General features: G+C 66.7%; 17 protein-coding genes. 13 read left to right on the plus strand and 4 right to left on the minus strand.

Annotation, left to right across the window (positions count from 1 at the left end; translation table 11 throughout):
* Nucleotides 1-115: 115 nt before the first annotated feature.
* Nucleotides 116-1,636, plus strand: a complete 1,521-nt coding sequence (locus ACRVY7_RS15720; RefSeq protein ID WP_064870363.1) for a sugar porter family MFS transporter — start codon at nucleotides 116-118, stop codon at nucleotides 1,634-1,636.
* Between the two features lie 22 nt (nucleotides 1,637-1,658).
* On the opposite strand, the gene ACRVY7_RS15725 is transcribed toward ACRVY7_RS15720, so the two are convergent.
* The 4 genes from ACRVY7_RS15725 to ACRVY7_RS15740 form a co-directional block, all read right to left on the minus strand.
* On the minus strand, nucleotides 1,659-2,384 hold the full coding sequence (locus ACRVY7_RS15725) for a lysoplasmalogenase (RefSeq protein WP_431817725.1): 726 nt from the start codon (nucleotides 2,382-2,384) through the stop codon (nucleotides 1,659-1,661).
* Nucleotides 2,384-3,571 carry an alpha/beta hydrolase gene (locus ACRVY7_RS15730; RefSeq protein WP_431817726.1) on the minus strand — a complete coding sequence of 396 codons (1,188 nt, stop codon included), beginning with the start codon at nucleotides 3,569-3,571 and terminating at the stop codon, nucleotides 2,384-2,386. Before ACRVY7_RS15730 ends, ACRVY7_RS15725 begins: the two co-directional genes overlap by 1 nt.
* 89 nt (nucleotides 3,572-3,660) lie before the next feature.
* Nucleotides 3,661-4,602, minus strand: a complete 942-nt coding sequence (locus ACRVY7_RS15735) for a hypothetical protein (RefSeq protein WP_431817727.1) — start codon at nucleotides 4,600-4,602, stop codon at nucleotides 3,661-3,663.
* 266 nt (nucleotides 4,603-4,868) lie between these two features.
* Nucleotides 4,869-5,675, minus strand: a complete 807-nt coding sequence (locus ACRVY7_RS15740; protein ID WP_049698488.1) for an Rv1157c family protein — start codon at nucleotides 5,673-5,675, stop codon at nucleotides 4,869-4,871.
* 507 nt (nucleotides 5,676-6,182) lie between these two features.
* Here ACRVY7_RS15740 and ACRVY7_RS15745 point away from each other — a divergent pair.
* From ACRVY7_RS15745 to ACRVY7_RS15800, 12 genes are all read left to right on the plus strand, one after another.
* Nucleotides 6,183-7,199, plus strand: a complete 1,017-nt coding sequence (locus ACRVY7_RS15745; protein WP_431817728.1) for a thiamine ABC transporter substrate-binding protein — start codon at nucleotides 6,183-6,185, stop codon at nucleotides 7,197-7,199.
* Nucleotides 7,175-8,818, plus strand: coding sequence for an ABC transporter permease (locus tag ACRVY7_RS15750; RefSeq protein WP_431817878.1), 1,644 nt, complete (start codon nucleotides 7,175-7,177; stop codon nucleotides 8,816-8,818). Before ACRVY7_RS15745 ends, ACRVY7_RS15750 begins: the two co-directional genes overlap by 25 nt.
* Nucleotides 8,815-9,864 carry an ABC transporter ATP-binding protein gene (locus ACRVY7_RS15755; RefSeq protein ID WP_431817729.1) on the plus strand — a complete coding sequence of 350 codons (1,050 nt, stop codon included), beginning with the start codon at nucleotides 8,815-8,817 and terminating at the stop codon, nucleotides 9,862-9,864. The genes ACRVY7_RS15750 and ACRVY7_RS15755 overlap by 4 nt, the downstream gene beginning before the upstream one ends.
* Nucleotides 9,861-10,271 (plus strand): NUDIX domain-containing protein, encoded by a 411-nt coding sequence (locus tag ACRVY7_RS15760; RefSeq protein ID WP_082938052.1) that lies wholly within the window; start codon nucleotides 9,861-9,863, stop codon nucleotides 10,269-10,271. Before ACRVY7_RS15755 ends, ACRVY7_RS15760 begins: the two co-directional genes overlap by 4 nt.
* Nucleotides 10,272-10,470: 199 nt before the next feature.
* Nucleotides 10,471-11,910 carry a lipase family protein gene (locus ACRVY7_RS15765; RefSeq protein WP_431817730.1) on the plus strand — a complete coding sequence of 480 codons (1,440 nt, stop codon included), beginning with the start codon at nucleotides 10,471-10,473 and terminating at the stop codon, nucleotides 11,908-11,910.
* Between the two features lie 160 nt (nucleotides 11,911-12,070).
* A complete protein-coding gene (locus ACRVY7_RS15770) occupies nucleotides 12,071-12,862 on the plus strand; it encodes an EamA family transporter (RefSeq protein WP_431817879.1) in 792 nt (263 codons plus the stop codon).
* Nucleotides 12,863-13,037: 175 nt separating this feature from the next.
* Nucleotides 13,038-14,963 (plus strand): translational GTPase TypA, encoded by a 1,926-nt coding sequence (gene typA / locus ACRVY7_RS15775; protein WP_064870355.1) that lies wholly within the window; start codon nucleotides 13,038-13,040, stop codon nucleotides 14,961-14,963.
* Nucleotides 14,964-15,049: 86 nt separating this feature from the next.
* A complete protein-coding gene (locus ACRVY7_RS15780; protein WP_431817731.1) occupies nucleotides 15,050-16,957 on the plus strand; it encodes an ABC transporter family substrate-binding protein in 1,908 nt (635 codons plus the stop codon).
* Between the two features lie 23 nt (nucleotides 16,958-16,980).
* Nucleotides 16,981-17,874 carry an N-acetyl-1-D-myo-inositol-2-amino-2-deoxy-alpha-D-glucopyranoside deacetylase gene (gene mshB, locus ACRVY7_RS15785; protein WP_431817880.1) on the plus strand — a complete coding sequence of 298 codons (894 nt, stop codon included), beginning with the start codon at nucleotides 16,981-16,983 and terminating at the stop codon, nucleotides 17,872-17,874.
* Nucleotides 17,874-18,245, plus strand: a complete 372-nt coding sequence (locus ACRVY7_RS15790; protein WP_431817732.1) for a facilitated glucose transporter — start codon at nucleotides 17,874-17,876, stop codon at nucleotides 18,243-18,245. The genes mshB and ACRVY7_RS15790 overlap by 1 nt, the downstream gene beginning before the upstream one ends.
* Nucleotides 18,246-18,325: 80 nt before the next feature.
* A complete protein-coding gene (locus tag ACRVY7_RS15795; protein ID WP_431817733.1) occupies nucleotides 18,326-19,465 on the plus strand; it encodes a radical SAM protein in 1,140 nt (379 codons plus the stop codon).
* Entirely contained in the window at nucleotides 19,462-20,967 is a 1,506-nt protein-coding gene (locus ACRVY7_RS15800) for a flavin-containing monooxygenase (protein ID WP_431817734.1), read from the plus strand. Before ACRVY7_RS15795 ends, ACRVY7_RS15800 begins: the two co-directional genes overlap by 4 nt.
* The last annotated feature ends 5 nt before the right edge of the window (nucleotides 20,968-20,972 follow it).

A 20,972-nucleotide genomic window follows, 5' to 3' on the forward strand; every position in this document is an offset into this window, starting at 1 on the left:
GTTTCGGGTGTGGTGCCGTGCAAAACGCCTTCACGCTGAACAACATTGGGTAACGTGAAAATCACGTCTGGGGCGCTGGGGCCCCGCGAACCGAGCATCGAGGCGAGGTCAGGCAATGTCACAAGCTCGTTCTGCCCCTTCATCTGATCAACACACTGCGCGGGTCATCGGCGTCAGCGTCGCAGCGGCCGTCGGCGGATTCCTGTTCGGCTTCGACAGTTCCGTGGTCAACGGCGCCGTCGACTCCATCCAGGACACCTTCGGGCTGGGATCGCTGTTCAAGGGCTTCGCCGTCGCGATCGCGCTTCTCGGTTGCGTTGTCGGTGCGTGGTTCGCCGGTCGTCTCGCCGACGTCTGGGGTCGCAAACGCGTGATGGTTCTCGGTGCGGTGATGTTCGCGGCATCGGCCATCGGAACCGCCTACACGCAGACGGTCTGGGATCTGCTCATCTGGCGTGTGATCGGCGGACTCGGCATAGGTATCGCGTCGGTGATCGCTCCCGCCTACATCGCCGAGATCGCACCGGCGCGCTATCGCGGAGCGCTTGCGTCGATGCAGCAGTTGGCCATCACGCTCGGTATATTCGCCGCGTTGTTGTCGGACAAGCTCTTTCAGCAGGCCGCGCCCGGCGGTGACCCGATGAACACGTTGTGGTGGGGGCTCGAGGCCTGGCGGTGGATGTTCCTGGTCGGCGTCATTCCCGCGGTGGTGTACGGCATTCTCGCGCTGCTGATCCCCGAATCTCCGCGGTATCTCGTCGGGCACAATCGCGACGAGGAGGCCGCCCGCATCCTGCAGGAGGTCACCGGGGAGCAGCATCCGCTCGACCGTGTCAAAGAGATCAAGCTGACCGTCAAGCGTGAATCGTCGGCCAAGCTGTCGGATCTGCGCGGTCCCTCGTTCGGTCTGCATCCGCTTGTCTGGGTGGGTATCTGGCTGGCGATCTTCCAACAGTTCGTCGGTATCAACGCCATTTTCTATTATTCGACGAGCCTGTGGACGTCTGTCGGCTTCAGCACCGACTCCGCGTTCACCACGTCGGTCATCACGTCGGCGATCAATGTGGTGATGACGTTCGTGGCGATTCTGTTCGTCGACCGCATCGGGCGGCGGGTGCTGCTCCTCTGGGGTTCGGTCGGCATGTTCATCGGGCTCATCATGGCGTGCGTTGCGTTCACGCAGTCGCACTACAAGGAGACCGGTTCTGTCGGCGATACGCAGTGCACCCCGGGGAACACCAATTCCGATTGCCTGACGCTCAACGGGCACTGGGGTGTCGTGGCGCTGATCGGAGCCAACCTCTTCGTCATCGCGTTCGCCGCCACGTGGGGTCCGGTCATGTGGGTCATGCTCAGCGAGATGTTCCCCAACCGAATCCGCGGGGTCGCGCTCGGTGTGTGTACCGCCTTCAACTGGTTGGCGAACTTCACCATCTCGATGCTCTTCCCGGAGGCCAGCTCGACCCTCGGACTCGGGTGGGTCTACGGCTTCTTCGCGTTCTGTGCCGCGGCGTCGTACTTCTTCGTCAGGGCGAAGGTGCGTGAAACGAAGGGTCTCGAACTCGAGGAGATGGATGCCGTTGCGGCAGACGATCTCTCGCGCTTCGAGGCGACGAAGCGGGCCAAGTCGAGTTAGGTCAGTCGAGTTAGGTCTGAATTCAGTCGGTCTCGGCTGACCTGGCGATGTCGACGGCATCGGTGAGCAGGTACTGTGCCGCGAAATAGCTTGCGAGAACCCAGACTTCGCTGAGGCGTCGCGCCATGGCGCCCGCGATCAGGTGGCGGCGGTTGAGAATCGTGAAATCTGATGCGAGGAACAACAGCCCGCCGATGCGAGCCGAAGGCTGCGGGGTATCGACAGTGCCCGCGAGGGTCGACATCGACGCCAACGAGGTGCCGTACGGCGCCAGCACGAGCAGGGGGCGAGGTCGGTTGGCGGCCAGGATCGCGGCCGACTCGCCCAGCGCCGCCATCCTCGGTACGAACGCCTTGACCGTCGGCCGGGCACCGCGGCGCCACAGCAGTGCGCAATAGCTGAGTTGGGCGACGCCGAAAAGCGCTGCACCCGTGGCGAGTCGACGATCCTTTGTTACGCGATCGGCTTCGGTGTCGGTCGGCGTGAATTCTTCGACGAGCATCGCGCGGTCACCTGCCGCAGAAAACGCTATCGCGCAGGCGAGTAGCGCGTCGTCGATGCCGAGACCGGTGTGTTGTCGTTGCTGTCGACGCAGTAGTGCTCGCCCCGCGAGCAGCACGAGCGGGATCGGCTTGGTGAGCGCGGCGGTGCGTCGTGTCCCGAATGCCCCCGCGGCGCTCGCGGCAGCCGACGCCGCCGCGTAGGCGAGAGGAAACCTCGCCGACGCGGCTCGCTGTCGGTCCGCCATCAGCGCATGGTGGTGGCGATGAACGACCGGATGTCGTTGTCGGCCATCCGGTTTGCGCTGTCGGCAGACAGGGTCAGATACGGTCGCGGGGAGACCTGCCTGTCGGCCATCCGGGCGTCGTTGATGTAGTTCAGTGTCAGGGGCACGATCACGGACGGGTCGACGAGGCCCTGCGTCATCATCACCGGTCGGGTGAAGCCACGGACCGGCAACACCGAGGCTGCCTCGAGAACGCCTGCGAGCTCGCGGTTGCCCGAAAGTGGTTTGGAGAACAGCGATCCCAGTGATATGCCGTCGACCTCGCGGGTCAGATCGGCGACGCACAGTTGCGCGGCGCGGTTCAACCAGCTTCTGCCGCTCTCGGTGAGGTAGTCGACGACGTCGACGGACGGGCGTGCGCTGCTGATGGCGCTCAGGGTGTAGAGGGCGTCGGCCGTCAGCCCGGCGGGCAGGTTGACGGTACCCGGGCCGAGTTTGGTGAGCAGCGACGAGAATTGGGCCGGGATCGACGATGCGGCGGCACCGCGGAAGTCCAGAGTGGAGCCACCGAGTGTTTGGCCGATTCGAGCGAGTGTGACGGCGGCCGCAGCACCCTGCCCCTGACCGACGACGGCCCAGCGACGCGAGACATCGCTGCGTAACGATTGGGTGGCGCGCACGGCGTCGACGATATTGCGGGCGGTTGCGTCTGTGTCGAAATACTGTGGCGTGCCGGCGGTTCCGAGTCCTGCGTAGTCGGTGCTCACCACAGCGTATCCGCGCGACAGCCATGTGCGTGCCTGGTCGAGATCGGCGACGGTCGGCCGCACCGACGGTGCGCACCCGTCCGCCAATCCACGCGAGCCGTGTGCCCAGGCGATCACCGGGAATCCGCCTGCGGGAACGGAACCGAAGGGGGCCAGGAGCACACCACTGGATTGTCGAGGCTTGTGATCTGCTCCGGTTGTCGCGTAGGTGAACACGGTGCCATTCGCCGCGCCGGGCACCAGATCCGGCTGCGGGATCGACCGGCGCGAGTACACCGAACCTGCCGACGCCCCGGTGGCTGTGGTTGCCCCGGTGGTCGTGGTGGCATCGACACTCGTTGTGGCGCCGGAAGTCTTGGCGGTGTCCGAAGAGAACTGCGTGTTACCGCCCGACAGTGGTGGCGCGGCCGATGCCAGGGCAGGTGCTGCTGCGAGGCTCACGGTGACCAAGGCTGCGCACGTCGCTACCCGAAGTGATCTGTCCGATGCGTGATTTCGCCTCCGTGGCCTCCGACGCCGAGATGACGTGGTCACTTGGCGTTCACCACGCCGACTGCGGGCAGGAAGAAGCACGAGCGTCCCGCGTTGTTCGAGGTTCCGTAGATGGCGGCGAGAACGGTGCCGCTTCCGGTCTTGACCGGTGCGAGGCGCACACCGGACAGCAACGGCTGCAGGGCCTTCGCGCGCGCATCCGTCACCGGGGCGAGCTTCTCGAAGCCGCCCTGGAGCGTCGAGGTGTTGAACCACGCGACCTGCATCTGGCCGTCGTCGGCCGTGCCGGTGCCCATGGTGGCCGGGACGAATGCGAATGCGGTCTCACCCTTGTCGACGAGGTTCAGCTTCTCCGGCAACGTGATGCCGGGGATGAGTTTCAGCAGCGGCGCCAGGGGCTCGACGACCTTCATCGGCTCATCCTTGGCGGGCCAGGGCCCGGGTGCCGCACCGGCAGCGCCTGTCACGAGCCCGAGCGGGTTGTCTTCGGTGGGCGTCGCGCAGAACGGTGCGATGGCGGGCGAGAACGGTTGGATGCCGAGCAATTTGAGAACGGACCCGACGTCGGAACCGGCGACGGGATAGGGTGCGACGCCGGTGGCGCTCACGTCGCGCGAGGCCGACGCGCCACCGAGGGCAACGGAGAGGGTGTTGAGTTTGCTCTCGATGTCGGCGGTGGACAGTTGCCCGAGCGAGGACTTCACGGCCTCGGCCGCCTTGAGTGCCATCTGGTCGACGCCTGCGGCCTTGAGTACTTTGACTGCTTCTGCGAGCTCGTGGTCGAGGGGAACGCTGCCGAGCGCCTGAGGATCGGGAGCCAGCGTCGTCGGCGGGGTGGGCAATGCGGGTGCCGCCGATGCCGTCGCCGGGACGACGAGCAGCATCGCGGCTGCCGTGACCGCTCCTGCAACGCCCACGCGGATTCGACGGCGGTTCTGCTCGCGGCGACCGGTTGCGGTGGGTTGAGCCGACATCAGCATGCTTCTCCTCGACACGACCATCAGCCCACGCGTCGTAGCGTGGTGCTGATGTGACAGATGTTTCTAGAGTTACAAGAGACCACGGTTGAGGTTGGCTCTGCAAGTCGCGAGTCCGAGCTGTGATGTGCATGCGACCCCGACGCGATCCCCGACGCCGCCCCCGAGCGATGCGATCCGACGGTCGGATCTCGGGTGCCGGAAACGACAAAGCCGGGGAAGCATGTGTTGCTTCCCCGGCCTTTGCCGAGAGTGCTACCCGGATCGGATCAGATGATCGCGAGCCCGATCGTCGGGATGATGGTGCAGCTGAGCACCTTGCCCTTGGTCTTGGTGGTCACGTCGCCGTAGATCGTGGAGATCACGCGTCCCTTACCGGTGGATGCGATCCCGGTGAACGTGCCCGGTCCGTCGGTCGCGTTGATCAACGCGTTGCGCTTGAGCTGGAACTGGCCGGTGCGGCCGTTGTCGATGTTGATCCAGCTGACCAGCAGCTTGCGGGCCTGGTTGTTGATTGCGGGACCGGTGCCGAGGCTGGTGTACACGTACCCGGCCTGTCCGCGCTTGGGGCCGGGGGCCGGCGCCTTCTGCGGACCCGCCGTCACGAGTGCGCGACCGAGGGAGTTGCCACCGCCGGGCATGCAGCCGAAGCCGAGCGTCGGGTAGAGGAACTCCTGAATCTTCGGTGCGTTCGGACCCTGTGGGATCTCCGGGTCGCCGGGCTTTGCGGCCTCGATCCGGGCGACCTGCCGGCGGCCGGGCTCGCCGAGGAAGTCGGTGATCTTCTGCCAGGTGGCAGCGACCTGTGGTGGGAGACCCGGCTGGTCGGCCATCGCGCGCGCCTGCTGCAACAGCTGCGCATTCACCTTGCCGTCCGGTCCGGGGGTGGTGACCGAGCCGATGATCGCGGGCGCGAAGGCTCCGAGGGAATCCAGCGTGCGCTGGTCAACCTTCGTGGCCTGGGTGGGCGCAGGTGCCGCGTGCGCGAGGCTCGGGGCGGCGAGCGAAGCGGCGACGGCGACCGTTGCTGCGGCCACTGCGATGCGGGCGCGACTGGTCAGTGCTGAGAGACGCACTTGTCGGAGTCCTATCGGTTGTCGGTGTAGTTATCGGGCACTGGGACTCATCGAGCGCTATAGATATCGAGCACTGAATCTCGGTGCACTGGGGACCCTACCCGGGCGTCCTGTCCGGAAACGCCGGCGCGTCATTCTAAGCCCCGGCGATGGGGCGGTGTCCAGGGGAGCCTAACGCTGCGAGTGCCGCATTCTTGGTACAGGTGATGCAATTGTTACGAATGTTACGAAGGGACCGGCGCTGCCCGCTGGTCCTCGGAACGTCCGCGACGCACCTGGTTAGATCGACAGAAGTTCGATCAAGATCGGTCTTCTCGGTGGTGTGTCTTTACTCAGCGGTGTCGCCCGACCTCCGTTTGTGTCAGGTGGCGGTGTGTCGCACGGCGCCAATCTCGCACGCGAGGAGCACCAGGAGATGTGTGGATCGCCCGGAGATGAGGAGCGCTGGTGACAGACCGGACCGTAATGAGACGCACCCGCTGGCAGGGGAGTAAGCGCAGGAGGCTGATGCGCACCGGTGCCGTTGCCGCAGCGGTCGTCGCCGTCGGAGCGTCGATGTTGACCGCGTGCGGCGACGATTCGTCGTCGAGTTCTCAGGTCACGCTGCTGACCCACGATTCTTTCGATCTCCCGCAATCGGTCTTCGACGAGTTCAAGAAGGAGACCGGGCAGACGCTCAAGGTCGTCAAGAGCGGCGACGCAGGCCAATTGGCGTCGACGGTGTCACTCACGCCCGGTTCGCCCAAGGGCGACGCGGTGTACGGGATCGACAACACGTTCGCGACCCGTCCCATTCAGGCCGGGGCGCTCGAGTCGTACGCGTCACCCGCTCTCGCCGACGGCGCCGATCAGTACGCGGTGCCCGACTCGAACAACGAGCTGACCGCGGTCGACCGTGGCGACGTCTGCCTCAACATCGACGATGAGTGGTACCGGCGCGAGGGGCAGACTCCGCCGAAGAGTCTGCGCGACCTGACCGATCCCACCTACGCCAAGCAGGCAGCACTGATCGACCCCGGCACGTCGTCGCCCGGCATGGCGTATCTACTCAGTACGGTCGGAGTCTTCGGTGACAACTGGCAGGACTATTGGAAGCAGGTGTCCGCTGGGGGCGCGACCATCGTGTCGGGCTGGGAGATCGCCTACAACCAGCTCTTCACCGCGGGAGAAGGCAAGGGCGACAAGCCGATAGTGCTGTCCTATGCCTCGTCGCCCGCAGCGACGCCGGGGACGAGTGCGCTGCTCGACAGTTGCTTCCGGCAGGTCGAGTACGTCGGCGTACTCAAGGGTGCTGCCAACGTGGCAGGCGCCCGTAAACTCGTCGATTTCATGCTGAGTCCTACAGTGCAGAAGGCGCTTCCGTCGTCGATGTTCGTGTACCCGGTGCAGAAGAACACGCCGTTGCCTGACGGCTGGGCGCAACGCGCACCGATCCCGCAGTCGACGGTGAATCTACCGCCCGCATACATTGCGCAGAATCGGGAGACGTGGCTTCAGCAATGGCGCAGCGCAGTCGGTCGCTGAACAGCAACCGCCTCGGCCGCTGGCTACTCGCGGCGGTGCCCGTGGTGTTTCTCGGGGTGCTCTTCGTGTGGCCCGTCGCCGCGCTCGTCTGGCGTGCGATCAGCCAGAACGGCGACGCCGCAACAGGATCGGCGTCGCTGGGGGAGTTGTTCACGCGAACGCACGCGGCACATCTGCTGGGTGTGACGCTTGCCCAGGCCGCGGCGTCGACAGTACTGGCACTGCTGGTGGCCGCACCGATCGTCTGGTTGTCGTCGAGGCTGCACGGAGCGTCGGCGATGATTCTGAGTGTCGTCGTGACAGTGCCGTTCGTGTTGCCGACGGTGGTGGTCGGCGTCGCGTTCCGAGCAGTGTTCGACGGTCCACTCGCGTTCGCGCACATCGGTTCCGGATGGTGGGCGGTGTTGGCCGCGCACGCCTTTCTCAATGTCGCGGTGGTCGTCAGGGTGGTCGGTGCGTCGTGGCGCGGGCTGGACACTCGTGCTGTGGACGCGGCACGCACGTTGGGTGCCGGTCGGTTTCGTGCGTGGCGGACCGTGATCGCCCCGGCCCTGCTGCCGAGTGTCGGCGCCGCTGCCACGTTGATCTTCCTGTTCTGCTCGACCAGTTTCGGCGTGATCATCATCTTGGGCGGCGGCACGCTGCGCACGCTGGAAACCGAGATCTACCAACAGGCCATCGGCTACTTCCGGATTCCGGAGGCGGTGGCATTGTCGTTGCTGCAGATCGTCGTCGTGGTTGTCGCGCTGGTGTTGACGCGCCTCGTCACGGCGCGGTCGCGAAGTTTCGCCACGAGCACGCGTGCGCCGCGGCGTCGTCGACTGCGGGGGTGGGCGCGAGTGTCGGCGACCCTCGCGTGGGCCTGGACGGTTCTGATCCTGGTCGTTCCGATCGTGGTGCTCGCCGTGCGGTCGGTTCGCCCGGGCCGTGACGGGGCGTGGACTCTCGCCGGCTATCGCGCGCTGGCCGACCCGGTCAACGGTGTCACACCACTTGCGACGCTGCGCTATTCGTTTCTCTCCGCGGTGCTCGCGATGCTGATCGCGCTCGTCGTCGGAGTCATGGCCGCGATCGCGCTGCACACCGCGCGCGGCGCCGCGCGGACGGTCGGCGCGATTCTGGCGCTCATCCCGCTCGGGATCAGCGCTGTCACACTCGGTTTCGGCTATCTGATCGTGCTGTCGGAGCTCCCCGCGCGAACGTCGTCCTCACCGTTGATCATTCCCTGCGTCCAGGCGCTCATCGCCATACCGGTCGTGATCGGGATCATCGTGCCCGCGCTCGACGCCGTTCCCGGCCGCGCGCGTGCTGCTGCCGCGACGCTCGGAGCCGGCCCGCTGCGGGTACTGCGCACCATCGACCTTCCCGCGATCGGCAGGTCGTTGGCTGCCGCAGGAGGATTCGCGTTCGTGATGGCGCTCGGCGAGTTCGGTGCGACGAGCTTTCTGGCGCGCGCCGACACCACGACGCTGCCCGTATTGATCGGTTCCGCGCTGAACCGTCCCGGCGCAACGCAATTGGCCACCGCGATGGCCGCGTCGATGCTGCTCGTCGTGGCGACGGCCGTGGCGATGGTCGCCGTCGAAGCGCTCAGGCCGCGGTCGGGGGCACCGCTGTGAAACTCGAACTCGAGGGCGTGCGCATCTCCTACGGTTCGCACACGGTGATCGACGGTCTCGACTGGAGCGTCGGGGCAGACGGGCTCGTGAGCGCGCTGCTCGGTCCTTCGGGGTGTGGAAAGTCGACGCTGATCCGAGCCATCGCAGGTCTTGAAGAGGTTGAGCAAGGAAGCATTCGACTCGACGGAACCGATCTGGTCCGCGTGCCGACCCACCGCAGAGATTTCGGCGTGGTGTTTCAGGACGGACAATTGTTCGGTGGTCGGAGCGTCGGCGCGAACGTCGCATACGGACTCAAGGCCAGGCGCATGGGCAGGTCACAGATCGCCGAGCGTGTTGCGGAGATGCTCGAACTCGTCCAGTTGCCCGGCTTTGAACGGCGTGCTGTCGACGAACTGTCCGGCGGGCAGGCGCAACGCGTCGCGTTGGCGCGCGCTCTCGCGCCGCATCCCCGACTGCTGCTGCTCGACGAACCGCTCGCCGCGCTCGATCGCAGATTGCGCGACGAGCTCGCCGTCGACATCGGCCGCGCGGTGCGGGCGACCGAGACCCCCGCGATCCTGGTCACTCACGATCACACCGAGGCGGCGCTCGTTGCAGACGCCATCTCGGTGATGAGGACGGGCGACATCGTGCAGACGAGTCCACCTGCGCGACTGTGGAAAAGGCCGGTCGACGCGTGGACCGCGCAGTTCCTCGGATGCACGACCATCATTCCGGCGCGACGAACCGACGGCGCCATCAGCACACCGTTGGGCTTCGTCGACCCGAGAGAACTGGGCATCGAGTGTGGTTGGGAATCAGGCGAACTCGGACTTCGTGCAGAGTCGCTCGTCGCGGAGCGGCCAGGAGTGCAGCATGCGTCCGGTGACGCCGCTTCGGTCCGTGGCGAGGTCGTCGTGGTAGCCGATCTCCCGGCAGGCCAGAGAGTTCGGGTGTCGACATCGGTGGGAGAGGTCGACGCGGTGTCACTGGACGGTGTGCGCGTGGGTGATTCGGTCGCGCTGCGGTTGCGTCCCGAACACGTTGCGGTGATCGGCACGTGAGCATGCGGACGGTCGTCGCGGGCGCCATCACCTCATCCGATGGTCGACTTCTGTTGGCGCAGAGGAGTTATCCGGCTCAGGTTGCGGGTCTGTGGGAACTTCCGGGTGGCAAGGTCGAGCCCGGCGAAGAGCTGGCGGCCGCGCTGCGTCGCGAACTGCGGGAGGAACTCGAGATCGATGTCGAGGTCGGTGCACTCCTCGCCGAGACCGTCGAACTCGCCCACGACCTGACACTTGTCGCGCTCTGGGCGCGGATCGTCGACGGCGTGCCGAGGGCCGTCGAACATTCCCGCTTGGTCTGGGTGAGCGTCGACGAACTCGAAGACATGGCCGCCTCGAACCAGTTGGTTCCTGCCGATACCGCGTGGGTGCCCGAGCTGTGCGAGGTCCTGCGCAAACGCGACTGAGGTCCTGTTTCGGGGCGATTGAGGCGACTGTCGGCTCGGTAGATGACAATTCGGTAATCGCCGAGCGGACCCAGTCAATGCGCGGTTTACTGTCCTACACTGCTGCGTCGTGAGGCAGGCGGGTGCCGCGCTTTGCGTCTATCCCGCCACGGTGGCGACGGGCCGAATCGGGTGTTCCAGACCGGGAATCGAGGGAGCGATGTCGTATCGGCGTACGGGTCGGCTTCGCGGCGGCGGGCGCCGATCGATAGCGACCATCGGCGGCGCGCTGGCCATGACGGCGGCCGTTGCACTTGCCGGAATGTGCGGAATGCTCGACGCCGGACGCGCCGTGGCGTCCCCCCTCGGGTCGTCTGGGTCGGCCGACAGTGGCTCGGCGGGATCGTCGGACGGCAGCGACCCGTTCTACACGCCGCCCGCCGGTCCGCTTCCCGCAGCGGGCACACTGCTTCGGACACAGTCCATGTCGACGTTCATCACCGTTCCGAACCGCGCAGGGAAGATCCCGGCGTCGGCGACGAAGATCATGTACGTGTCGACGAACGCTCTCGGCAAGAAAGTTGCGGTGAGCGGCTACTACCTCGCGCCGTCGCGTCCGTGGACCGGACCGGGACCTCGGCCGCTCGTGTCGTACGGGCCGGGCGCGCACGGTATGGGCGACCAGTGTGCGCCTTCACGTTTGATCTCTTCGCCGACCGTGGCGCCTCCCGGCGGACCGATGGCCGAGATCGAAGCTCTCATCACCTACAACCTGCTCGCACGTGGTTACGGCGTTGTCAGCACGGACTACATCGGGTTGGGTACTCCGGGCGTCCATACGTTCGCGATGCGGGTCGATCAGGGCGATGCGGAGATCGACGCGGCCCGCGCCGCACTGCAACTGCCGGGCGTGGATCCCGCGACAAAGGTTGCGCTCGCCGGTTATTCGCAGGGCGGTGCCGCCACGGCCGCCGCGGCAGAACTGATCGACGACTACGCCCCCGACCTTGCCGAGCACGTTGTCGGGATCTACGCGGGCGGGGCGCCAACCGATCTGCGTAGTCTGCTCAATCACCTCGACGGTCAGCGCCTCGGGGGAGCGATCGGTTGGGCGATCGACGCGGCGATGGCGCTGTATCCGGATATGGCACAACAGATTCCCCCGCTACTGAACGCGGAGGGTAAGCGTGTGATGAATCTCGTTCGCGGACAATGCATCGTGGCGACGACCCTGATCGGATCACCCAAGACGAGTACGTGGACGGCCAGCGGTAAGACGATCGGAGAGCTGATCGACTCCACCCCCGCGCTTGCCGCGCGCGTGAACGAGCAGAAGGTCGGTATGCACAAGCCCACCGACATCCCGATCCTGTTGTCCAGCAATCCAGTTGACCCGACCGTCCCCGCTTCGCAAGGTCAGACACTCTTCGCCGAGTGGTGCGCCAAGGGCCCGAAGTCGCTCGAATACCGGAATATCGCCTTTCCGGTACTCGGAGGAACTGCGTTGGGCCACATCGCGGGTGGAGTTGCCGGGTACAACGAGGCGTACGACTGGCTCGCCGACAGATTCGCCGGTAAGGCTCCGGCGAGCGGATGCGTGCGGAAGGCGCCGTCGAACGGACTGACGACGGGCTCGGCAGGATCATCCGGCTCGTCCTGACCGAGGCAGCGTCGGCACAAACCGCCGTGCGCGGTGACCGCAGCGCGGAGTAGGTTCGTCGGCTGTGACGCAACAGCGACGGCAACGGGTCGAGCGGCTCCGCGCCACGCGTGACGTCCGCTGGCTGGCTCCCGCGCTGATGCTCGCGGGTGGCACGTCGATGTACCTCGGTGCCGCCATCGCGATAGACCTCTTCGACGCGGTGTCGCCCGCGGGTGTCGCGTGGTTGCGCATCGCCGGGGCCGCGCTCGTCCTGCTGATCGTGGTGCGTCCCGGCCGCGCAGCGTGGCAGTGGTCGCGCCTACGCCTTGCGGGCGTGTTCGGCCTGATGACGGCCGCAATGAATATCGCGTTCTACCTCGCGCTCGATCACCTACCACTCGGCACGACAGTCGCGCTGGAGTTTCTCGGTCCCATCGCGGTGGCGGCGGCCGGATCACGCACGAGGCGCGATGTCGCGGCACTGTTTGCCGCCGTGATCGGCGTGGCACTCATCGTCGACGTGCACTGGTCGGGGAGTGTGCTCGGCGTCGTGCTGGCCCTCGTCGCCGCCGCGTGTTGGGCGGGCTACATCCTGCTCGGCCGTCGCGTCGCGGTGCGCGGAGCGGGGATCGAGGATCTGACAACGGGTTTCGTTGTCGCGGCGATCGTGACGTCGCCGCTGGCGCTGACCGTCGTGCCGGCGGTGAAGGCCGGCGAGAACGTGTGGTGGCTCATCCTGCTCGCGCTGGGACTCGGAGTGCTGTCGACAGCGGTTCCGTATGCCCTCGATCAGGTCGTCCTACGGTCGGTGGGTCCGGCACGATTCGCCGTGCTGCTCGCACTGCTGCCGGTGACCGCCGCGGTGGTCGGCTTCATCGCGTTACGGCAGGTCCCCGCACTCACAGAGCTGCTCGGAATCCTCGCCGTCGCGGGGGCGATCCTGGTCCAGGCCGGTGGTCGGTCGCGGTGACGACGGCGACCCCCGAAGAGCACCGCAAAACCCACTCCCACCTGTGTGATCGCGCTCTCATGGTCCGAGCAGATACCCTGTTGAGCGTCGTAGAGTCCACATCCGGTGCCCGAAACCGGATCGCCGACGGCCCGCACATGCCTTCGGGACGTCGAAAAAGATGAAAGAGAGCTCAGTGAGCGCTGTCCCCAACTTCCGCAATGTCGCGATCGTCGCGCACGTCGACCATGGCAAGACCACGCTGGTCGACGCGATGCTCCGCCAGTCCGGAGTGTTCGGTGAGCGTGCCGAGCTCGTCGACCGCGTGATGGACTCCGGAGACCTCGAACGCGAGAAGGGCATCACCATTCTCGCGAAGAACACCGCGGTGCATCGTCGTCAGCCCGACGGCACCGAGGTCGTCATCAACGTCATCGACACCCCCGGTCACGCCGACTTCGGCGGCGAGGTCGAGCGCGGCCTGTCGATGGTCGACGGCGTCGTGCTGCTCGTCGACGCGTCCGAGGGTCCGCTCCCGCAGACACGCTTCGTGCTGCGCAAGGCGCTCAGCGCATCGCTGCCGGTCATCCTGCTGGTCAACAAGACCGACCGTCCCGACGCTCGTATCTCCGAGGTCGTCTCCGAGACCCACGACCTGCTGCTCGACCTCGCCTCCGACCTCGACGACGAGGCCGCCGCCGCTGCCGAGCAGGTCCTCGACCTCCCGGTCCTGTACGCGTCGGGCCGCGCAGGTATCGCCAGCACGGTGGAGCCCGCGAACGGCGAGGTCCCCGAGGGCGAGAACCTCGACCCCTTCTTTGACGTCTTGATGGAGCACGTCCCCGCGCCCAAGGGCGACGCGGATGCTCCGCTGCAGGCGCACGTCACCAACCTCGACGCCTCGCCGTTCCTCGGCCGCCTCGGTCTGGTCCGCATCCACAACGGCACCCTCAAGAAGGGCCAGACCGTCTCCTGGATGCGTGAGATCACCAAGGAGGACGGCACGGCTGAGCCCGTCGTCGAGCGCGCCAAGATCACCGAGTTGCTCGCGACCGTCGGCGTCGAGCGCAGTCCCGCGGAGTCGGCCGTCGCAGGCGACATCGTGGCCATCGCCGGCATCCCGGAGATCATGATCGGCGACACCCTCGCCGACGCCGAGAACCCGGTCGCGCTGCCGCGCATCACCGTCGACGAGCCGGCCATCTCGGTCATCATCGGCACCAACACCTCGCCGCTCGCCGGACGGGTGAAGGGTCACAAGCTCACCGCGCGCATGGTCAAGGACCGCCTCGACTCCGAGCTCATCGGTAACGTGTCGCTGCGCGTCGTCGACATCAATCGCCCCGACGCCTGGGAGGTCCAGGGTCGTGGTGAGCTCGCCCTGGCGATCCTCGTCGAGCAGATGCGACGCGAGGGCTTCGAACTCACCGTCGGCAAGCCGCAGGTGGTCACGCGCAAGGTCGACGGCAAGGTGCACGAGCCGTTCGAGCACCTGACGATCGACGTGCCCGAGGAGTACCTCGGCGCGGTCACTCAGTTGCTGGCCGCGCGTAAGGGTCGGATGGACCAGATGAACAACCACGGATCCGGTTGGGTCCGCATGGAGTTCCGGGTTCCCTCTCGCGGCCTGATCGGCTTCCGCACCGACTTCCTCACCGAGACCCGCGGCACCGGCATCGCCAACGCCGTGTTCGACGGCTACGACGCCTGGGCGGGCGAGATCCGCGCACGCCACACCGGTTCACTGGTCAGTGACCGCGCGGGCAGCGTGACGCCGTTCGCGATGATCCAGCTCGCCGATCGCGGAACGTTCTTCGTCAATCCGGGCGACGACACCTACGAGGGCCACGTCGTCGGCATCAACCCGCGTGCGGAAGACCTCGACATCAACGTCACCCGTGAGAAGAAGCTGACCAATATGCGTCAGTCGTCGGCAGACGTGATGGAGACGCTGGCCAAGCCGATGCACCTCGAGCTCGAGGGTGCGATGGAGTTCTGCGCCGCGGATGAGTGTGTCGAGGCGACCCCTGAGGTCGTGCGGGTGCGTAAGGTGCACCTCGATTCGTCGACGCGTGCCCGTGAGCGTTCGCGGGCCAAGTCGCGTGATCAGGCGGCCGGCTAGCCGACCTCGCGAGTGTCGGGGTGAGTGCTGGGTGAACATCGGGACGTGATGGTGGGGGTGAGTGGGTGACCGGCAGGAGGCCGCCGATGCGGGCGCGAGCGGTTGACCGTTCTCGACGGCGTAGGCACCTCCTGTTGGCGGTGCTGAGCGCTGTTGTGGTGGCGACGATGGCCGGGTGTATGTCCGACCCGCCGCCTCCGGTCCGCGAGACCGAGGCGCCACCGCAGACCCCCGCCGAGTACCCGACGGAGAAGACGATCTACGTCGCCACCGATTCCGTCGGCCAGGGATTCAATCCGCACCTGGCCGCTGATCAGAGCCCGGTCACGACGGCGATCGCCTCGATGACGCTGCCGAGTGCGTTCGAACCGGTTCAGACGCCGAACGGCGTCGTCTGGCAGCGCTCCGAAGCTCTGCTCACCTCGGCGGAGGTCACGTCACAGCAGCCGTTCACGGTCACCTACAAGATCCACACCAACGCGCAGTGGTCCGACGGCCTGCCCGTCACCGGCGACGATTTCAGCTATCTGTGGCAACAGATGTCGCGACAGCCCAACGTCGTCGCTCCCGCCGGCTACCGGTTGATCGACTCCGTGGAGTCGAGTAGCGGCGGCAAGGTGGTGACGGTCAAGTTCGCGCGTGCCTACCCGGCGTGGCGAGAGATGTTCACCTGGTTGCTTCCCAGTCACGTGCTGAAGGGCGCGCCCGCCGGATTCCAGACCGGCATGGACAGCGGAAAGCCGGTGTCGGCGGGTCCGTTCTCGGTGTTCTCGATCGACACCACCCGCGACGAGGTGCGCCTGATCCGCAACGACCGTTTCTGGGTGAAACCGTCGATCCTCGACCAGGTGGTGCTGCGCAGGGCGGGCACGGCGTCGCAGATGGTGGAGTCCGTACGTTCGGGCGACTCGTCGCTCGCGACGCTGGCCACCGGGCCTGCGAGTAGCGCAGAACTCGCCGCCGTCCCGGGTATCGCGACGCAGCGCTCGGCGACGTCACGAGCGTTGAGCATCAGCGTCAACGCGCGCACCCCGGTGATGAATTCGGTGGCGGTTCGTCGGGCGATCCTGGGAATGATCGACCCGGCGGTCGTCACCTACGCGGGCGCGGGCGACACCGTCGTCACGCCGTACGCGAACACCGTTCTCGCGCCGTCGGATTCGGGATACTTCGCGGTCGACCGTCAGCGCCCGGGTGCCGAGCAGATCGACGAGTTGCTCGCCTCCGCGGGGTACCGGCGTGGGGCGGCCACCCCGACGTCGACGTCGTCCGCCGGTTCGTCGGCTCCCTCGAGTGCACCGGCCACCAGCTCTGCTTCCCCCTCGTCGGGAGCGCCGTCCTCCTCGACGCCACCCGACCCCGCGTCGACGATGTCACCGGTACCCGACGGTGTCGCCGGTTTCTCGAAGGACGGGCGCGACCTGGCCGTGCGCGTCGGTGCGATCAGCGGTGACGCGAGGTCGACCGCGGCCGCCGCCAACATCGTCGACCAGCTACGCAACGCCGGTGTCCGTGCCGCGGTGGTCTCGCTGCCCAATAACGAGCTGTACGGGGTAGCCCTGACCGAATCGCGCGTCGACATGGCCGTCGGCTGGACCGGCCTCGGCGTGCCGCCTGCCGCTGCACTGGCGTCCCAGGTCGACTGCGATCAGCCCAAGCCGGGTACGGCACCGAGCCTCTCGACGCCGCCGACACCTACCAGCGACGCCCCCGACCAGCAGCAGCAGTCGTCGAATCAGGACGTCTACGCGTCCAATCCCTCGGGGGTCTGCGACAACGTGCTCATCGGTCTCGCGCGCGACGCGATGGCATCCGACGACCCGCTGCCTCAGCTGACCGAGGCAGAGCCCCTGCTTGCAGCGCAGTCGATTTATCTGCCGCTGTATCAGGACAGCATGATGGTGGGTGTGACGCGCAAGGTGACCGACGTTCCGTTGTCCGGACCGATTCAGGTCTCGATCTTCGGCTCGGCGAGCACATGGAACCTCCGGTGAGCGACCAGCGATCTGATCGTCGTATGTTGCTGCTTCACGCGCACCCCGACGACGAGACGATCATGACCGGTGGCACCATCGCGCGGTATCTCGCCGACGGCGTCGACGTGCGCGTGCTCACGTTCACGCTCGGTGAAGAGGGCGAGGTGATCGGTGACGAATGGGCACAGTTGGTCGCCGACGGCGGTGCCGATCAGCTCGGCGGCTATCGGATCCGTGAGCTGACCGACGCGCTGGCCGCGCTCACCCCGGAGGGCGCCCCGCCACTGCGTCCGGAGTTCCTCGGCGGAGCGGGGCATTGGCGTGATTCGGGGATGGCCGGTTCGCCGTCGGCAGAGCACCCGCGTGCGCTCGCCCAAGCGCGTTTCGACGATGTCGTCGCAACCCTCGCGAACGTCATCGCCGACTTCGACCCGCAGGTCCTCGTCACCTACGACATGGCGGGCACCTACGGCCACCCCGACCACAAGATGGTCCACACGGCGTCGATGGCCGCGATCCCGCTTGTCGAGGCCCGAACCGGGCGCGAGCTCATCGTCTGGGAGTCGGTGACCGAACACAGCGCGCTGCACCAGGGATTGGCCTCTGCGCGCAGCGTTCCTGACGGATGGCGGATGCCCGAGGCGGGGGAGTTGCCCAGCTATGCCGACGACGAGATCGACGCAGCGATCGACATCAGCGCCGTGTACGACCGCAAGGTCGAGGGCCTGCGTGCGCATGCCACCCAGGTGACCGTTGCGCCGTCGGGAACCGAGTACGCGCTCAGCAACAACATCCTGCAACCGATCATGAGTGACGAACACTTCGTGCTGCGGTCGAGCCGTGACCGCCTCACGTCGGAACGTCGTGCTGCGGATCTCTTCTTCGCTGATTCCTCGGACGACTCGTCTGAGGGCTCTTCTGACGGAGTGGCGTGATGCGTGTCGCCGATCGTGTGCTCCTCGGATTCCTGATCCTCGATGGATTCATCGTCGGGTTGCTCTCGGTCGGCTTCGTCTACCTGCGCCTCGGCGGAACACCCGTACCGGTCGCTGCGATCGCCGCAGGCGTGCTCAACTGCCTGCTGCTGTGGCTGGCCGCGAAGTACACCGACGGCCCGCTGCGGTACGGCCCGCTGGTGGCGTGGCTGATTGTGCTCGCTGTGGCAGGCATGGGCGGCCCGGGAGGCGACGTCATGCTCGCGTTGCAGGGCAGCACCACACTCGCGACGTTGCTACTCGTGATCATCGGACTCGGCGCACCCGTCGCGTTGGTCTGGTCGAGGCGGCTGCCTGAGGCCGAGGCCTGACCCGGTCCCGCGTCGGCCGCTGAGTCTTCTGGGTGGCGTCCGCCGGGGAAGCGGTAAGCGTGATCGTTAGAGTGTTCTGCATGGTGTTGCGCGCGTGGGCGAGTGACCGCCCCGCCCCAGTCGAATCGGTTCGGTCGGCGTTGGCCGCTGTGCGAGCCGACGCGGCGTCGGTGACCGACGCCGAGTGGGCGGCCTTGCTCGGCGCCGATGGCGACGAACTGCTCGAACTGTGCGCAGTCGCCGACGCCGCCCGCAGGGGCGTCACCGATCCCGACGTCATGACCTTCGTCGTGAACCGAAACTTCGACACCGCGGTGGTCGCGGCCGACGATTCGGCCGTCTCGATCGAGGCGCTCGTCGCCGAGGCCTGGTCGCTCGGAGCCACCGAGATCTGCATGCAGGGCGCTGTACCGGGCGACGATCGCGGCGACGTCTACCTGCGAATCATCGAGAGAATCCACGCCGCGTCGCCGGACATGCACCTGCACGCCTTCCGCCCACCCGAGATTCGCGACGGCGCCGAGCGCATGAACCTCGACGTCCCGGGGTTCCTCGAGCTGGCACGCGACGCGGGGCTCGGGTCCGTACCGGGCACCGCGGCACAGATCCTCGACGACGAGGTGCGGGCCGCGTTGCATCCCGCAGGTGCGCCGCAGCCGGTAGCGGAGTGGGTCGAGACGATCCGCGCTGCCCATCGTGCAGGGCTGTTCTCCACCGCGACGCTGCTCTACGGCCACGTCGAGACGCCCGAACAGGTGGTGGCACACCTGCGACTGCTCGCCAGCATCGCCGACGAAACCCGCGGCTTCCACGAGTTGATCGTCATGCCGTTGCTGCCCGAGAACGCACCACCTCACCTCGCCGACGCGGCCACCCACTCGGTCGGCGTGCGTGAGACCCGAGCTGTCCACGCGGTTGCGCGTCTGATGATGCTCGGACACATCGACCACATCCAGGTCGCCTGGACCAAGCTTGATCGCGACGTCGTCCTCGACGTCCTCGCGGGCGGCGCCGACGACATCGGTGGCTTGCTGCTCGACGGCGAGCTCTCACCCGAATCCGGCCAGGAGGCCGGTCGGACGTTGTCCGTCGACGACATCGCGGAGATCGCTCAGACGGTCGGTCGGCTGCCCCGGCAGCGACGTACCGATTACGGCGAACCGCCGCAGGGGCGTCGAATCGCTTTGCCGCAGAACGAGAATGTGCGGGCCTGCGGGTGACTGCCGACCTCTCGAGCACGCCTGACCGTCGAACTGTCGCAGAGCTCGACGTCGATGTGGTGATCGTCGGTGCGGGGTTCGCCGGGATCGGGATGGCCACAGGACTCGCCCGACGTGGCCGCGAGTCGTTCGTCGTTCTCGAGCGTGCGGACGCCGTCGGGGGAACCTGGCGCGACAACACCTATCCGGGCATTGCCTGCGACATTCCGGCACATCTCTACTCGTTCTCGTTCCGTCCGCCTGCCGATTGGTCGTCGGTCTATCCCAGCGGTGCCGAGATCCGCGAGTATCTCGAACGGACTGTCATCGACGAGGGATTCGACGACCGACTCCGACTCGGCTGCGAGCTACTCGACGCCACCTGGAATCCCGCAGCGGCCCGGTGGACGATCATGACGTCGGAAGGCGAGATCACCTGCCGTGCATTGGTTCTCGCCGTGGGGCGGCTGTCGGAGCCGCGCATCCCCGACATCGAGGGACTCGACTCGTTCACCGGCGAGGTGGTCCACACCGCCGCCTGGCGCGACGACCTGCCGCTCGACGGTGCGCGCATCGGTCTGGTGGGTACGGGTGCGTCCGCGGTGCAGATCGCTCCGCATCTCGCCGAGAAAGCCGAAGAACTCGTCGTCTTCTGTCGGACGCCACCGTATGTCGTGCCGCGCGACGATCGGCAGTACACCGTCGAAGAACGCGCCACCTACCTCGATCCCGCCGTCGCGGACGATGTGCGCGATCAGCTTCTGCGCGACGCCGATGCCGCGTTCCGTCAGCGACTCGCCCTGCACCCGGATATCGACGAGATCCGTTCGCGCGCAAGAACTCATCTGCATTCTCAGATCGGTGATCCCGAACTCCGGTCGATCCTCACCCCCGACTACGAGATCGGATGCAAGCGCATCCTGTTGAGCGACGATTTCTATCCGACACTTGTGCGCGACAACGTGATTCTCGAGCCGAGCGCGCTCGACACGGTGCGCGAATCCAAGGCTCGCGCCGCGAGCGGACGCTGCTACGACCTCGACCTGCTCGTGATGGCAACGGGATTCGAGGCTGCCCGGCCTCCCGTCTCCACACGCATCACCGGCGCCCGCGGCGAACGGCTCGACGCGCATTGGTCCGACGGGATGACGTCGTACGCCTCGACCACCGTTCACGGTTTTCCCAACATGTTCGTGCTCGACGGCCCCAATGCCGCACTCGGTCACAACTCCGCCATCTACATGATCGAGACCCAACTCGGCTACGTTCTCGGCGCGCTCGATGTGCTCTCCGACGACGGTATCCGTTCGTTGGAGGTCACCGCGGACGCCGAAGCCGCCTACACCGCCGAGATCGACGACCGCGCATCGTCGACAGTGTGGTTGACCGGCTGCAACAGCTGGTACGTCGATCCCGACAGCGGGCGATTGACGCTGCTGTGGCCTGGTACGGCCGTCTCGTTCCGAGAGAGAAACGGTACGTTCGATGTAGAGCCGTATGTCGTCGAGACCCGCGAGGGGTGAGCGTG

This window comes from Gordonia jacobaea (assembly GCF_965344965.1).
Lineage (GTDB): Bacteria > Actinomycetota > Actinomycetes > Mycobacteriales > Mycobacteriaceae > Gordonia > Gordonia jacobaea.